A 13,727-nucleotide genomic window follows, 5' to 3' on the forward strand; every position below is an offset into this window, starting at 1 on the left:
GAGGGGTCGGAGCGCACGCGGACGCCGTTGAGATGGAGGGGTGCCTCTGGTTCTCGGCGCCATCCGGATCACCTGCCCCGTCCCGGGGTCGACTGGGCGGCTACGGCCGTCGGCACCCGAGGTTGTGGCTGGGAGGAATGGCTGAACAGGGCGCTCGGTACGGCAGCGCTCCGGCGCAGTGCCGCTGCGGTTCGGGCGCCGTCCGACCCCAACGGGATGGCGGAGTGGGTCCGCTGGGCCGTCGCGACGTGGACAGGGGGCGACGGGGTCCACCGCGTGGCCAAGGGGGCGCTCCAGCGCTCGACGGTCGCGTAGACGGGGCCCAGCTCCCGGCCGGCATCGGTCAGCACGTAGGGGTCGCCGTGGCGCGGGCCCGTGCGGGTGACCAGGCCGTCGGCCTGAAGCCGGAGGAGGCGATGCTGGGTGAGGCTGACGTTCAGGCCGACGCCTTCGGCGATGTGGACGAACCGCATAGGGCCGCCCGCGTCGAGGACTTGGATCATGGCGGTGGAGTGCCGCAGCCGCAGACGTTGTGCGGCGTCCTCGACACGTTCTGCTTCGGCCATCGCGCCGGGCGACAGGTAGTTGCGAGACCATTCGGCCAAGGTGCGGTGCACGTGCGTCAGGGACTCGCCGAGGGCGCTGAGCCGGTACGGAGCCCCGTGGCGCTTGTCGGTTCGGGTGACCAGTCCGTCGGCGTGCATGGCCGTCAGTCGCTTGCCGACCAGTTGCTCGCTGACGAAGGGGAGCCTGGCGGCGACATCCCGCACCCGTATGGGACGGCTTTCCTGGGCCATGGTCATCACCGACCAGGTGGTCCACTTGGGTCCCATCAGGGAAAACGCGTCCTCGATGCGCTGAGCGTCGAACGAGCCGATGGGGAAGACGGCGGGCCGGTCGGGCGTATCGCGCGGGTTCATTCGACCGCCTCCATCCGGGCGAGCAGCGAACGGATCAGAGTGGGCAGTCCCCCGGGTTCGCCGCCGGTCCAGATCTGGTCGGCCGCCTCGTCGAGCACGTAGGCGGCGTCTTCGATCAGGCCGCTAGAGATCTCCATGCAGGCGTCGGTGATCCGGGAGGCCGCGAGCAGCGACTGGGAGAGCACGTCGACGTAGTCGCCCGGCGGGAGCCCGGCGGCCTCGGCGGCGGTGCGGATCGCCGCCAGTTCCAGCGCGCTGAAGGCGGAGTCGAACCCGTCTTCCTCCTCGGCGTCCTTGGTCGCGGTGAAGGCCAGGTCCCGAGGTTCCGTGGGGATGCCGACGCGCGTGCAGATCTGGTCGACGGCGGTGGTCAGCTCGGCGAGGGACTCGGTGAGCCAGCCCAGCGCGGAGGCGTAGGAAGCCAGGGTGAACAGACCCGCCGGAGTGGCGGGACGCGGCTCGGTGGCCATGAACTCTTCGAGCCGGTCAGCCAGTTCGCCCACCACGTGCGGACCGGCGGACAGCGCGCCCAGCACGGGGTGCAGGTAGGAGCGGCTGGGGGCCGTCGGGTACTCGGCGGCGAGGATTCCGGAGACGCTCTGCGCAGCCCCGGTGAGGAGGCCGGCCAGGTCGGTACGGGACAGCGGGGCGCGGTCGGTGGTCATCGCTGGGGGACCTTTCGGGAAGTGGCGGCCGTGGAGTGAGCCACTGTGGGAGTAGCTGCCAGGGCGGCGGCCGTAGGGCGGCTTGCGGTGAGGGAGGAACGGGATCGGGCGGCCTGGACGCGGGCCTCGGCGGCGGAGGGCGTCTCGGTGATCTGCTGAGGGGCGGTGCGCAGGTGCGCCGAGCGGTAGACCGCGTAGTCCTTCCGGCTTCCGGCGGCGACGAGGTAGACCTCGCGCTTATGGTTCGAGGTCGGCTGGGCCGGGCGGAACTGGATGACCAGCCGGTAGGAGACGGAGGGGTCGACGTAGACCTTGTGGAATCCGGCGAGGCGGCCCTTCAACGGCAGGCAGTCGTCACTCCCGTGGACCAGGTTCTGCAGTTCCAGCAGCGCCAAGTCACGGATCTCATCGGGAAGTTCCCGAAGATCGGCGATGGCGTCAGGGTGTGCGGCGAAAGCGAAGCGGGCGCGGCTCACAGCAGCCTCCCCTGTACCGGACGCTGGACCGGTCCCGGAGGCGTACGGGGGGCGTCGAGGCCCGCCTTCGGTGCCGCGAAGGCACCGGCCGACCGGGCGAGGGCGATGCGGGCGACGCGGGCCCGGACGACGGCGCCGTTGTCATCGCTGTACTCCGGTGGCTCGGGCAACGGGCCGCTGCGGTCGTCCAGCCAGGAGCGGGCTGCGCCGACGTTGGCGAAGGCGCCCTCGCGCATCGTGTACGTGCCGGCGTCGTGGTCCCACTCTTCGTGGAAGACCCGAATCGGTGCCTCGTTGGCGCGGGAGTCGCGCGTCAGCGTCCACGTCTCGCACGGGTCGGAGTCCGAGGTGTGACTGTCGAGGCCCTCGTACCGGGTGCCCGACTCCCGGATCTGCCGTTCGACCTGGACCGTGAGGTCGTCGGCGGGCTTCACCAGGCCGTCGCGGACCTTGGCGATCTTCTCGGGCGGGCAGCCGCGCTCGACCAGCCACGCCTGGGCGAAGGGCACCGTGGCGTGGTGGCTCGTCTCCAGGGTGTACGTGAACCGCGTGAGATCCCGGGCGACGGCGATCGCCATCACCTGAGGAGCGCCGGGCGCTCCCCAGATGGCCGACTGGTCGTGGGCGATGACGAAGCTGTGGGAGCCGTTGGGCGTGGTGTGGTGCTGGGACAGCGCGGTCAGGTCGCCGGACCAGAACCTCTCCGCTGTCTCCTCGGACGAGGCATCGGTGGGGGCGAGTTCGTCGAGATCGAAGTCGAAGCCGTCGTTCATGCCGCCACCCCCGACTGCTCAGAGGCGGGAGTGGCGAGCACCCGGTGGTTGGGACGGGTCGGGCTCGTCGTGCACGCGGCGAACGGACCGTCCGGGGCGCGGAGGTGCACGAGGGCCTGGTCCAGGTGGTCGCGGTGCCAGGTCGACGGACCGGCCAGGCCGGCCTCGGTGTCGGTGAGCTGCTGCCACGCGAGCCAGAGGGCGTGCAGCCGGGCAACGGCCTCCGGGTGCTCGTGCCACTGCGCGCACCAGGGGCGCGTTGTGCTGATCTCCCGGCCGTACACCGGCAGGAGGAGGTGGTTCACCCAGTTGCTGAGGGCGGTGAGTTCGATGGCGTACGCCTCGCCGCCCAGGGCGAGGATGAACACCGAGGTGGGGCCGTCGGCCTTCTCGGGGCTGGCCGCCCCGGCTTCCGCAGCGCCGTCCGTCTGCTGATCGGCAGGGGGTACGGGATCGGGCTCGGAGCCGAGGCGGTCGAGGATGACGCCGTGGCGCCTGACCTCCGCGATGGTCTTGGCGAGGGCGCTGGCGAGGTCGTCGAGGTCTTCGTCGGAGACCCGGAACGGCTCAGGGCCGGGGGTGGGGGCGGTCGGGCTGGTGTCGGACATGAGAGCGTGCTCCATCTGTGAGACGGGGACATGCCCGAGAGGATGCGGAGAATCCGCGGTTTGGCCCGGCCGGGAAAACCCGGTAGGGAGCCGCTACCCGGCCGCGCAGCGCGGACAGCGCGGAAACGGTGGCGCCAGCAACTGCAAAGCTTGAGTGGCCTGTTGGGGCACGACGCCGTTGCCGAGCGCGGTGAGCTGCGCCGGGCGTCCGAGTCCCGGGGTGGCGGTGACCCAACCCGCGTCGAGGCCCTGCATCCACTCGACGAAGTCGGCACGGAGCCGACCGGCCGCGTCCGTGGGCGCCGGCGCGGGACGGGTGAGCGTCTCCCATCGGGCGATGGCGGCTGCGTACGGTCCCCATCGCCGCTCGACTCCTCGGCTTCCGGGGACGGCTCCGCCCACAGCGGCAGGACCACCGCCGACAGGGGAGGGCGCCACCCCTTGCCGGGGCGGCGGCCCGGGGTGCCCGTGTCGCTGGCCCTCGGCGTGGGCAACAGCGACGCCGCCGCACTGGGCAGGGTCATGTCCCCATTGCCATGCCGCTGGTTGGGCGAGCCCTTGATCCCGTCCGACGCCTTCGGCGTCGGCAGGAGCCACTCGACCTCGTCGGCCAGGTTCGGACCGTGGCCCCCGCTCTTCCTCTTGGCCGGGTGCTGGGAGCCGCCGTTCTTGCCGATGTTGCTGGTCGGCGTCTTGAGCAGGGTCTCCGGCGGGCCAGGCCGTGAGGAAGGTCCGCTCGCGCCGGTGCGGGGCTCCGACGTCAGAGGCGCGAAGCACGAGCCACTTCGCGTCGTACCGGAGGTCGGCCAGGGATCCGAGTACGGCACCGAGTGCCCGCAGAGGAGGCTGACCTGCGGTGTCTCCCAGACACCACGGACAGGGTTCCACGTCGCCAGGGGAACCGGCGGGGGAGGTGAGGAGGCCGCGCACATTCTCGATCACTACCAAGCAGGGTCGGAGGACCTCGACCGCACGGGCGACGTGCAGCCACAGCCCCGATCGGGTCTGGGAGTTGAGTCCGGCCCGGCGACCGGCGACCGAGACGTCTTTGACAGGGGAAGCCGGCCGTCAGGACGCACACCCGGGGGACGGCGGACCAGTCGACGGTCGTGATGTCGCCCAGGTTCGGGACGCCGGGCCAGTGGCGGGCCAGGACGCGCGAGGCGTTCGGATCGACCTCCGCGTGCCAGGCCAGGGTGCCGCCGAGAGCGGCCTGCACCCCCAGGTCGAGGCCGCCGTACCCCGAGCAGAGCGACCCGATCAGCGGAGGGCGGGAGATGATGGCGGGCATGTCACCGACCTCGTACGGTCCGGGGCACGAGAGCCGTCGCTGGTGTAGGCGCTGCGGGGGCAGCCGGTACGGCCTCATAGACGGAGGTGATGGTTCGGGTGAGGGCGGCCCGGAGCCGTGAGGACGGCGGTGAGACCGCCGTCGAGGCGGCGTGCAGGGAGTCGGCCGCCTCCCGCAAGGCCGTGTCCGCCGTCCCGAGCGCCTCGTCGATCACCAGCCCCGCTGCTTCCCGGGCATCCCGGGTGTCGGGCCGGTCGTGCAGGTGCTCGGTCCGTTCCAGGAACGCGAGCTGATGGGCCACTTCCCCGAGAGCCGCTGCCGCCTCACCGGCAGGCCGTACGGCGGCGGAGAAGCTGGACACGGCCAGGGAAGTGCGAGAGCGGTGTTCCCTGTTGACGGTGCGGAAGAGGACCTCGTCGCCCAGCTCGTTGATCAGTTTGCCGAGTTCGGAGATCTGCTGGGCGACGGCGACGCTTCCGGGGAGGCGGTGAGGGTCGCCGGGGACCGGGAGCTTGCCGCGCTGGGCGTCGAAGGCCGAGGCCGTGGCACGTATGGCCAGAGCGTCGGCGAGAGGGTTCGTGGGCACGATGAATTCCTGTACATGAGGACGAGCGGTGGATAAGGGCGTGTCAGCTGTGGTTGCGCGAGGGCGGGCGTGCGGCGGTCGGGGTGGGCCTGGGACCGAGCCAGCCCGGTGGCGACGGAGCGGGGCGCGGCGTACTGCGCGTGAGGGCCGCGTGTACCCGCGCCGCCGGCGGCCCGCTTGGAGGAGAAGCGGTGGTTGGCGCCGGTGAAGCCGGCCGGCCGTGCGCGGTCTGCCAACGGGCGCGGACCTCTTCGAGCGGGCCGAGCGCGTGCAGGGCGTGGTTGATGAGTCGCCCGGGGGCCAGGGCCGCGTCCTCGGCAAGGGCGCGGACGGTGCGGGCGGAGGCGGCTGCGGTGCGCATGAGGGAGGACCGCATCACCTGCTTGCCGAGCCACTCGGCGTCACCGGCCCCCACGCCGTCGCAGATAGCGGCGAACCGGTCTTCCGACAGCGTGCCGTCGGCCAGCAGGCCGCGCCGCTGGGCCTCCCAGAGCAGGGTGATCCGGTCGATGGGCTCGCCCCGGTGGTGCAGCGCCCCGAGGCACCGGTAGAGCTGCCCGTGGACCGGGTCGGCGAAATCCCCGGGACGCAGCCAGTCCACCACCTCGCCCATGGCCCCCGGCCGCTCGACGAGGACGGCCAGAAGGAACTCCTCGTCCTCGGCAACCCGATCGGCCTGAGCCGGCGGAAGGGCAGGTGGGTCGGGGACCTGCGACGTCGCGGGCGCGACCGGGCGCGGTTCGGTGCCCCACCGCCGTGCGAGATCAGTGAGCACCCCCGTCAGGACGTCCGCGTAGTGCAGCGCTCCCTCGACCTCGCCCCGCAGGGCGCCCGCGCGAGCCTCCTGGTGAAGGTGGATCGCGTGCTGGGTGACGGTGCGGTGGATCGCGCCCTCCAGCACCATGCGGCCGTACACCGGAGCGTGCGCCGGACGCGGACAGGCCGAGACCAGGAGATGCGCGTACGAGGCGGTCAATCCCCGGACATGGAGGCCGGCCTCGTCGACCGCGTCGGTCACCCACGACAGCGGCACCGGCCCCTCGCCCTCCACCGCGGGGTGGCCATCACCTCGGAGCTTGCGCAGCGCGGCGAACAGCGCCTGGTGGACCGGCCGGTAGAAGTGATCCGGCGTGAGCCACTCTAGGTGCGAGAGCTGGCCCGGGTCGAGCAGCACCGCGCCGAGGACCGCCTGCTCGGCCTTCAGCAGCGGGTTCATTGACGACCTCGCGTGTTGGAAGCGGGCGGCTCACTCGGCCCGGCACGCAGATCGGCGACCGCACGGTCGGCAGCGGCCACCGCCTCAGCGAAGTCGTCCAGCACGGTGGCGAAGGAGGGATCGGCGAGGGGAACCGCCCCGGCTTCGCCGACCAGCCACCACCGGCCGTCGCGCAGGACGGCCGGCGACTGCGCGAGCCGCGCGGAGGGCGGCGTGGGCGCGCTCATGCCGACAGCCCGAAGTCGTCGTGGCCGGCGGTCTTCGCCAGGGCCCGCTCGGTGATCGCTTTCGTGGCGCGGGCGGAGGCCGGTCCGACGACCTTGGCGGAGGGCTCCTTGTACCAGGGCCGGATGGAGAGCATGGCGATGCGCAGGCCGGTGGCCAGCAGTAGCACCTTGCCCTTGGGCAGGGCGCGGATCGCGTCGGGCGGCAGGATCCGCTCGGTGCGCATGCTCACCGAGGTGGACTTGCCGCCCTCGCTCGTCGAGACCGAGACGGTCTGGACGTCGTGGTCGCCGACCTGTCGGCTGAGGCGGTCGGCGAAGTCGGCGTCGTCGATGCCCGATCCGACGATCTTGACGGTGGCGGCGGACCAGAGGGCGTCCATCCCGGCCTCGCCCCAGCAGCGCTGGCCCTGCCGGTAGCTCTGCAGGATCGTCATCGGGATGACGCCTCGGCTGCCCAGGTGGGAGTACAGGTCCGGGAGGTCCGAGATGCGGCAGACGTTGGCGGCCTCGTCGAGGACGCACAGGGCGGGCGGGTCGAGCCGTCCGCCGGAGCGCTCGGCGACGATCACGGCCGCGCGCATCACGGCGTCGGCCGCTGCCGCGATGATCGCGGACGCGCTGCCTCCGCCGTCCTTGCTCAGCAGGTACAGCGTGTCGCGGGAGGTGGCGAAGGCGAGGGGCTTGAACTCGGGGACGCCCTCGCACGGGGTGACCCAGGCGGCGACCTCAGGGTCGAGCAGGCAGCTCGCGTACTGCCTCGCCGTCTCATAGATGCCGTCGCGGGTCTCGGTCGCGCCGGAGACGGTGCCCTGGAGCTGGGCGGCGACCGCGTCGTGGCCGGCGTCGGTGAGCAGGTCGACCGGGGTCCGGTCGGCGGGGGAGGCGAGCCAGGCCAGTACGTCGGTGATCGGGCGCCAGTGGCTCGCGGCGGCGAGGAACAGGGCGCCGAGCGTGTTGGACGCGGCGGTGGACCAGAAGTCGGAGCCGCTCGACTCATCCACGCTCGCCGCGACGAAGTGCCCGGCCAGCCGCTTTGCCCCGGCGAGGTCGCGGGCGTCGGCCAGGATGTCCCACCACATCTCACGCGGATGGTGGGCGATCTGCTGGGGGTCGAGGGTCCAGACCGTGCCGACCTCGGCACGGGCGTCCACCGTCGCGGTGAACGCGTCGTTCGCCGCCTTGTTGGAGGTGAGCAGGACCGGGCCGGGAGCCGCGAGGATCGCGGGGATCGCCAGCCCGGAGGTCTTCCCGCTTCGCGGGGCCATGATCGCGACGATCACGTCCTCCCAGGAAGCACGGACATCGGCTCGACCGGGATCAAGGGTGCCGAGCAGGATGCCGCGGTCGGCGGGAGCGACCTCTTTTACACTCCCGGCCGCTCAGGGACGGCCGCAGGCTCTTCGCCTTGGCGGTGATCTCCTTGTCCAGCAGCGGCGTCAGGTCGCTCTTGCGGGCGAGACCGTTCTTGGCACCGGAGCGCCAGCGCAGCCACAGCACCAGGCCAGTGGTGAGCAGCGCCAGGGTGAGCAGGCCGGGGACGACGCGGACGCCGACCAGCAGAGCGGTGGAAGTCAGGGCCGGCCACAGCGCCTCGGGGTGCAGCAGGGCGTCAGTGGCGCGGAACGGGGTCCACGGACCGCTTCCGACGAGGGAGTTGGTGAGGTTGCCGGTCAGCCAGGCGAGGGAGCCGAAGGCCATGGCGGCTCCGAGGGCGCCGAACAGGAGATAGAGGAGCGCGTCGGAGCCGGTGGTGGTCGACGGCGCACTGGTGCGCGGGGAAGGCACGGGAAGTTCCTTGGGGTGCGAGCGGGCGGGGCGGAGCGCGCTCGGCTCTCGTGCAGCTCACGGGCCTACTCCTTGCGGATCGAACGGAATGCTTCATCGCGAGCGGGGGGCAGGGCGTGCCGCGGACGGGGGGCGGCGCGGCGGGCGTCGGGGCGTTGGTGCCGGTGTTGCTCTCAGTCGCCACGGGGGAGACCTGACGGGCAGCGGCCAGCCGTCGGGCCTCGGGATCGACAGCCTCTCCGACGTAGCCGGCGGCCAGGGACGGGTCGATCGCGATGCGATACCCCAGGTCGGCCAGCATGCTCGCGGCAGAGGAAGAGGCGAGCTGCCGGTCCGGGCCGACGATGTGCGACGCGAGGCTGTAGGAGGCGGGATCGCCCGGGTCGCCTAGGGCGGCGAACCCACAGGAGCGCAGGATGCGGTGGGCGGATTCGGGCAGGCCGGTCCGGCAGTCGGCCCAGACCAAGTCATCGGCCCAGGGGAAGATTTCGACGTCGGTGCCGTAGGTGTCGGCGAGGTTGGCCATGGAGGGCAACTCTGGAGAGCGGAGCGGTGGGGTGCGCGCCGGGACTTCTTCGGTGCCGGGCGGCGACGACGGTTGTCGGGGGCCGGTCTGCGGCGTGGAAGCACGGGCGGCACGACGGCGGTCGGCGTCCGGATCCCGGGCGGAAGGCTCTGCGGCGACCGGGCCGGCGCCGAGGACGTCGTCGAGCAGTTCCCGGGTCCGCAGGACGTTGACCCTCTCGTGGTACCGAGGGTCGGTCCGCTTGGCAGGGCACGCGGCGATCCCGTCCTCGGCGGCTGCCAGCTGCTCCTGAACGTCCTGGAGCATGACGTGGGCGGCGGCCAGTCGCGTCCAGGTCTCGAAGACGGGGTTGTGGTGCGGGTCGTCGAACGCCAGACGGACACGGGTCCAGTCGGCGGCAGCGGCGACGAGTTCGGTCAGCTGAGGCAGAGCCCCGACCAGCGCACCGTTGACCTCCTCGATGATCCCCGCCACCTCATTGGGCGTTGCGTCCTCGGTGAGGCGGGCGATCATCCCGGGGACGGAGTACGGGTCGGCGGAAGCGCTGGGCAGGTGTCGGACCCGCGGCGGCTTGGCGGAGCCGGGTGCCACGCTGCGGTGTGCGAGCCGGATGTTGTGCTGCATCGCGGCGCCGATGGCCTCGCCGATGCTGGAGTAGAACTCGGGCACGGTTCCTCCGTGAGTTGGTGGTGCTGGCTGGCCAGGGCGGGTGGAGCACATGGCACACGTGCTCCACCCGCAGGAACGGTCCTGGGTCTGGTGTCGGAAGGCAGAGGCGGCGGAGTCACGGCGTCACCGGCAGGGGAAGGCTGTCGGCGAGGCACGAGAGCCGTTCGCGGACGGCGGGGCGGCCGGCGGTGGCGCTGCAGGAAACACGTACGCGACAGGCCGACGGTGAAGAGGACGAGGAGAACACCCGATCACCGCCGAGGACCGGAGGTACGCGGGGGGCGTGCGGCCGCACGGGCATCCGTGAACTCGATACCGAAGACTGAGACGACCTCGGCCTTGGCCGCTGCGGGCGACACGGCCAACGCCGCGCTTTGGGAAGCAGGCAGATCCGAGGACCGCGTCCGAGCCTCGGCCCGGGACGGGCCGCCGACACGACGCAACTCGTCCTCCGAGTCGACGACCTCCGACTGTGCCGAGCTGACGAACTCCGCCGCGAAGCCGAACCGGTCAGCCAGCGCGTACGCCTCGTCGTCGAGGTCGGTGATGTGTTCGCTCGCCGCCTCCAGCGCTTCCCGGACACGTTCCAGGGCCCCGTGCTCGGGGTGAAGGAGCTGGTCGACCGCTCGCCGAAGGTCCGCCCCGTTCTCGGCCGACCTGACGCGGTCCGTGATCTGAAGGAGCGCGGCTCCGGCGGCATAGGGCCCGAGGGGATTCGCCGGAGTACTCATCCGGGCCACGTCCAGGGAAGGAGCGAGATCGACGCCGTAACGGGCGGCACGGAGCATCTCGGCCGCGTGGCTGGCGATGGCGACCTGGTCGGCGACCGCGGTGGTGGTGGGAAGCCGGTGGCGCCGGCCGTGCCAGTCCTCGATCTGCCGGAAGCCGGCGTGCTTGAGGATCATCGCGGAAAGATCATCATTGGCGCCCTTCGCCACGACACTGCCGCTGGCCTCGGAGGAGATGGTGATGAGAAGGGCAGGCACAGAAGTCTCCTGGGCACGGGAAGCCGGATGGGGTGCGGTGGGCAGGTGCCCCAGCTCGGCCGCGATACGGCGGCACTCGGTCTGGAGACGGAAGGCGTCGCGATAGCCCTGGTGCAGGCCGCCGTCCTCACGGGCGAGGGTGGCCACGACATGCACCTGACGGGGCTGGTTGCGCAGGGCGATCCACCGGCAGGCATCCGGATCGCCCTCCGGGGCGATCCCGACGGCGGACACCAACCGGCGGGCGACGACGGCCCACTGCGCGTCGGTGAGGTCCGGCCGGTGAGGATCGGAACGGACCGAGCAGACCCACGTCGGCCGGACGGGAGCGCGGGCCCCGAGCCGCTCGACCGGAGCGTCGAGAGCATGGGCCAGGTAGGGCAGCGAGCCCGGCTCGGTGAGCAGCTCGATCGGCGCCCCGTGACCGTCGCCCGCGATCAGCCGGGGGCTGACGTGGACACCGCGTTCACCCGGCCCGTACAGGTACGCGAGCAGGCCGGCGGTGTCGCTGGCGCGCTGCAGGTGGGCGATCACGGCGTCTACCTCGAAAGAGAAGGAAGAAACGAGGGCCCGGAGAGGGACCAACAGGGAGAGAATCCGCCGGATTCGGGATTTGGCCAGGCCGGGGATCCCTGCTAGAAGCCCTGCTCACCCGGCCCCTGGCCTTGGCGGGAGACGAGGAACCGATGCCCCGCCGAAGAGGGGCACCGGACAGCTAGAAGTGGGGGTTCTCGCTGGGCCGGTCGGCGTCAGTGGCGGCCTGGAGCAGCTCGGTGAGGTCGTCGGGTTCGGAGGAGCGCTGGTCGATCCACCATCCAGCGCGGGTGATGGTGCGAGCGGTCTCCTCAACCTCCTCCCACTCCGTCTCGGTGGTTTCGCCCTCGAGGACCGGGGCGGTGTAGGCGGCAGTCAGGATCTGGTGGCGGCAACGCACAGCCCAGGGGACGGCGCGCTCGGTTCCCTCCAGCGGAGGCATCCGGTACTGCTGCGACCAAGCTTCGGACTCGGCCTGCTCTTCGGCGCGTTTGGCCTTCACCCAGGCGGTCTTGTCCTGCTCGCTGTTCTCCTTGGAGGCGCGCCAGCAGTCGCTGCACTCCTGGCTGGCGAGCCACTCGGCGAAGCCCGCGCGGCGGTCGGCCGGCCGATTGGACAGGTCACGGTCGGCCTTGTGGCCGCATGAGTGGTTGATCGGCCAGATGGTCTTCACGGCCATGGGAGCTATTCCTTACGGGAGTTGGGTCAGCGGTCGCGGGTGAACGCGATGCGCGGGTCGACCGGCCGGGCCGCCGCTACGGAAGTGGCGGGAGCCGACGCTGGCGCCTTGCCCGGCAGATTGGCGAGGGCCGGGCTGGCGGTGAGCGCGGCGGCCACGATCGGAGAACTACGGCCAGCGCCCTGGACACGGTCGCGGGACGAGGCGGGCGCGGGACGGTGGCGGACCGCTACGTCCTGGGCGAGGCGGGGCTGCACCGCAACCTGGACACCGGAACGGTGCAGGGCCAGCGTGGCGTCGGCGACCTTCCCCAGGGCCTCGTCGCGGCTGGCGCCGGGCAGCGTGTAGATGTCCAGGCGGTGATCGTGCCGCCAGCCGTGTTCGACCAAGGCGAGTCCGGTGAGTCCGGAGGCACGGCTGTCGATGGCCGCGACGATGCCGAGCCGCGGATGCTCGGCGAATGCGACATCGGGCTCGGCGTGCGGAGCCCGGGAGGGGACGGGCTCCGCGTCGGGTACCAGGGAAGGGTTGAACACGGCGTCCGTGTCGACCCGGAAGCCGGCGTTGCGCAGCAGCGCGACGGCCCGGGTGGCGCGGCCCTGCCCGTCACGCTGCTGGTCGGTCAAGGCGTACAGGGTCGGCTCGCCCAGGACGGGACGGAAGTCGAGCCGCTCCAGCATCCAGGTGCCGGCGGCGAGGCTCTTGGGGTTCGCGGCGACGATGCCGTAGTCGGGGTGGCGGCCGACGGTGACGTCGGCAAGCAGTTCTTCGGCGGAGGTGGGCAACACAGCTGATCCATCCGGTGCGGGCTCGATGACGGGGGAGGTCGAGGGCCGGAAGGGTTCTGCTGGTGAGAGGCATACGGCGTACTCCGAGACGGGAAGAGATCAGCGACCAGGGGTGGTGGAGGGACATGCTGGTGGAAGCACGGGACGTGGGGGAGGGGCCGTCGCCAGGGGTGTGCGGACCACGCGCGGTCCGGCCGACGGCGAGGGCGCGAGAGCAGCGCTCACCCGTGGCTGAGCAGAGACCAGCAGGGCGGTCCGGTCTGTCCGACTTCGACCCTTGGACGTGAGCAGGGCCGAGTCGCACAGGACGGTGAAGCCCTCGTCCTGCAGCGCTGCGAAAGCCCGGGTCACCGCCCGCCGCTGCTCGGTCGGATCGGTCATGGCAGAGGGCAGCCGGTGGTACCGCTCCCCGTCGAATGAGACGGCGGTGATGAAGCCCGCACGGTGGAGCACGGCGTCGGCGACGCGCTCCTGTGAGGAGCGTTGCTGCTCGGGGCGTGGCGGCACGCCGAGCTGGTCCAGTCGTGTGTCGATGGCGGCGAGCAGACTCGGGACGCTGCCGCCGTACCGGGCGTCAGGGCCGCCGGGTTCCGAGTCGTAGATCTCTTCGTACACCGAGGGCCCGGTGTCCCTGTGGCGGATCGCCGTCCAGCTCTCGGGGAACTCGGGCTCCTCGCTGGGTGGTTCCTGCGGCGGCGAGATGATCAGCGAACTGCCGTCGGGGAGGGCGGCGTGGACGATGTAGTCGCTCAGGCCGTACTCGACGGTGACCTCCAGGCCGCGTTGGCGGAGGGGAGCGGTGAGAAAGCCGTACCCGTGATCCTCTTTCGGATCCTCGGAGACAACAGGCGAGGAGGAGGTGCTGGTCCACGCGGTGATGTGTGGTCCCTCTCGCTCGAAGGTGATCAGCGGGTTGTCCTGGTACATGGGCTTTCTCCGTAGTGGGGTGTTCCAGCGGTCGGCGGCGTGGGCTGCGGGCACGCCGTACAGGGGCGGGC

At 71.7% G+C, this 13,727-nt stretch carries 14 protein-coding genes and 2 pseudogenes; all 16 read right to left on the reverse strand.

Annotated features, from left to right (window positions below; all coding sequences use genetic code 11):
- Positions 1–68 precede the first annotated feature (68 nt).
- A complete protein-coding gene (locus tag ACWGN5_RS25375) occupies positions 69–920 on the reverse strand; it encodes a winged helix-turn-helix transcriptional regulator (protein WP_453519084.1) in 852 nt (283 codons plus the stop codon).
- Positions 917–1,585, reverse strand: a complete 669-nt coding sequence (locus tag ACWGN5_RS25380; RefSeq protein WP_453519086.1) for a hypothetical protein — start codon at positions 1,583–1,585, stop codon at positions 917–919. The genes ACWGN5_RS25375 and ACWGN5_RS25380 overlap by 4 nt, the downstream gene beginning before the upstream one ends.
- The gene (locus tag ACWGN5_RS25385) at positions 1,582–2,061 is read right to left on the reverse strand and encodes a hypothetical protein (protein ID WP_453519088.1); all 480 of its coding nucleotides are present in this window, start codon (positions 2,059–2,061) and stop codon (positions 1,582–1,584) included. The genes ACWGN5_RS25380 and ACWGN5_RS25385 overlap by 4 nt, the downstream gene beginning before the upstream one ends.
- A complete protein-coding gene (locus ACWGN5_RS25390) occupies positions 2,058–2,834 on the reverse strand; it encodes a glycosyl hydrolase (protein ID WP_453519090.1) in 777 nt (258 codons plus the stop codon). Before ACWGN5_RS25390 ends, ACWGN5_RS25385 begins: the two co-directional genes overlap by 4 nt.
- Positions 2,831–3,442 carry a DUF4913 domain-containing protein gene (locus tag ACWGN5_RS25395; protein ID WP_453519092.1) on the reverse strand — a complete coding sequence of 204 codons (612 nt, stop codon included), beginning with the start codon at positions 3,440–3,442 and terminating at the stop codon, positions 2,831–2,833. The genes ACWGN5_RS25390 and ACWGN5_RS25395 overlap by 4 nt, the downstream gene beginning before the upstream one ends.
- A gap of 93 nt (positions 3,443–3,535) precedes the next feature.
- Positions 3,536–4,435: a DNA cytosine methyltransferase gene (locus ACWGN5_RS25400; RefSeq protein WP_453519208.1), complete on the reverse strand. Its 900-nt coding sequence runs from the start codon at positions 4,433–4,435 to the stop codon at positions 3,536–3,538.
- Between the two features lie 115 nt (positions 4,436–4,550).
- Positions 4,551–4,811 (reverse strand): annotated as a pseudogene (locus tag ACWGN5_RS25405) (hypothetical protein); the annotation flags it as partial.
- The gene (locus tag ACWGN5_RS25410; protein ID WP_453519094.1) at positions 4,735–5,319 is read right to left on the reverse strand and encodes a hypothetical protein; all 585 of its coding nucleotides are present in this window, start codon (positions 5,317–5,319) and stop codon (positions 4,735–4,737) included. The pseudogene ACWGN5_RS25405 and the gene ACWGN5_RS25410, both read right to left, overlap by 77 nt.
- Positions 5,320–5,362: 43 nt before the next feature.
- On the reverse strand, positions 5,363–6,535 hold the full coding sequence (locus ACWGN5_RS25415; RefSeq protein WP_453519096.1) for a DnaB-like helicase N-terminal domain-containing protein: 1,173 nt from the start codon (positions 6,533–6,535) through the stop codon (positions 5,363–5,365).
- On the reverse strand, positions 6,532–6,762 hold the full coding sequence (locus ACWGN5_RS25420; protein WP_453519097.1) for a hypothetical protein: 231 nt from the start codon (positions 6,760–6,762) through the stop codon (positions 6,532–6,534). The genes ACWGN5_RS25415 and ACWGN5_RS25420 overlap by 4 nt, the downstream gene beginning before the upstream one ends.
- A pseudogene (locus ACWGN5_RS25425) lies at positions 6,759–8,460 on the reverse strand (type IV secretory system conjugative DNA transfer family protein). Before ACWGN5_RS25425 ends, ACWGN5_RS25420 begins: the two are co-directional and overlap by 4 nt.
- On the reverse strand, positions 8,372–9,742 hold the full coding sequence (locus ACWGN5_RS25430; protein ID WP_453519099.1) for a hypothetical protein: 1,371 nt from the start codon (positions 9,740–9,742) through the stop codon (positions 8,372–8,374). Before ACWGN5_RS25430 ends, ACWGN5_RS25425 begins: the two are co-directional and overlap by 89 nt.
- Before the next feature lie 251 nt (positions 9,743–9,993).
- The gene (locus tag ACWGN5_RS25435; protein ID WP_453519100.1) at positions 9,994–11,262 is read right to left on the reverse strand and encodes a hypothetical protein; all 1,269 of its coding nucleotides are present in this window, start codon (positions 11,260–11,262) and stop codon (positions 9,994–9,996) included.
- Positions 11,263–11,443: 181 nt separating this feature from the next.
- The gene (locus ACWGN5_RS25440; RefSeq protein ID WP_453519102.1) at positions 11,444–11,941 is read right to left on the reverse strand and encodes a hypothetical protein; all 498 of its coding nucleotides are present in this window, start codon (positions 11,939–11,941) and stop codon (positions 11,444–11,446) included.
- A 26-nt stretch (positions 11,942–11,967) separates the two neighbouring features.
- Positions 11,968–12,729, reverse strand: coding sequence for a hypothetical protein (locus ACWGN5_RS25445; protein ID WP_453519103.1), 762 nt, complete (start codon positions 12,727–12,729; stop codon positions 11,968–11,970).
- Positions 12,730–12,828: 99 nt separating this feature from the next.
- A complete protein-coding gene (locus ACWGN5_RS25450; RefSeq protein ID WP_453519104.1) occupies positions 12,829–13,656 on the reverse strand; it encodes a hypothetical protein in 828 nt (275 codons plus the stop codon).
- Positions 13,657–13,727 lie beyond the last annotated feature (71 nt).

Source organism: Streptomyces sp. NPDC055815 (genome assembly GCF_053616475.1).

Excerpts from the sequence above, each read along its gene's own strand:
- ACWGN5_RS25375 (WP_453519084.1), bottom strand. The coding sequence starts at position 920 with ATGAACCCGCGCGATACGCCCGACCGGCCCGCCGTCTTCCCCATCGGC.
- ACWGN5_RS25380 (WP_453519086.1), bottom strand. The coding sequence starts at position 1,585 with ATGACCACCGACCGCGCCCCGCTGTCCCGTACCGACCTGGCCGGCCTC.
- ACWGN5_RS25390 (WP_453519090.1), bottom strand. The coding sequence starts at position 2,834 with ATGAACGACGGCTTCGACTTCGATCTCGACGAACTCGCCCCCACCGAT.
- ACWGN5_RS25395 (WP_453519092.1), bottom strand. The coding sequence starts at position 3,442 with ATGTCCGACACCAGCCCGACCGCCCCCACCCCCGGCCCTGAGCCGTTC.
- ACWGN5_RS25415 (WP_453519096.1), bottom strand. The coding sequence starts at position 6,535 with ATGAACCCGCTGCTGAAGGCCGAGCAGGCGGTCCTCGGCGCGGTGCTG.
- ACWGN5_RS25420 (WP_453519097.1), bottom strand. The coding sequence starts at position 6,762 with ATGAGCGCGCCCACGCCGCCCTCCGCGCGGCTCGCGCAGTCGCCGGCC.
- ACWGN5_RS25440 (WP_453519102.1), bottom strand. The coding sequence starts at position 11,941 with ATGGCCGTGAAGACCATCTGGCCGATCAACCACTCATGCGGCCACAAG.
- ACWGN5_RS25450 (WP_453519104.1), bottom strand. The coding sequence starts at position 13,656 with ATGTACCAGGACAACCCGCTGATCACCTTCGAGCGAGAGGGACCACAC.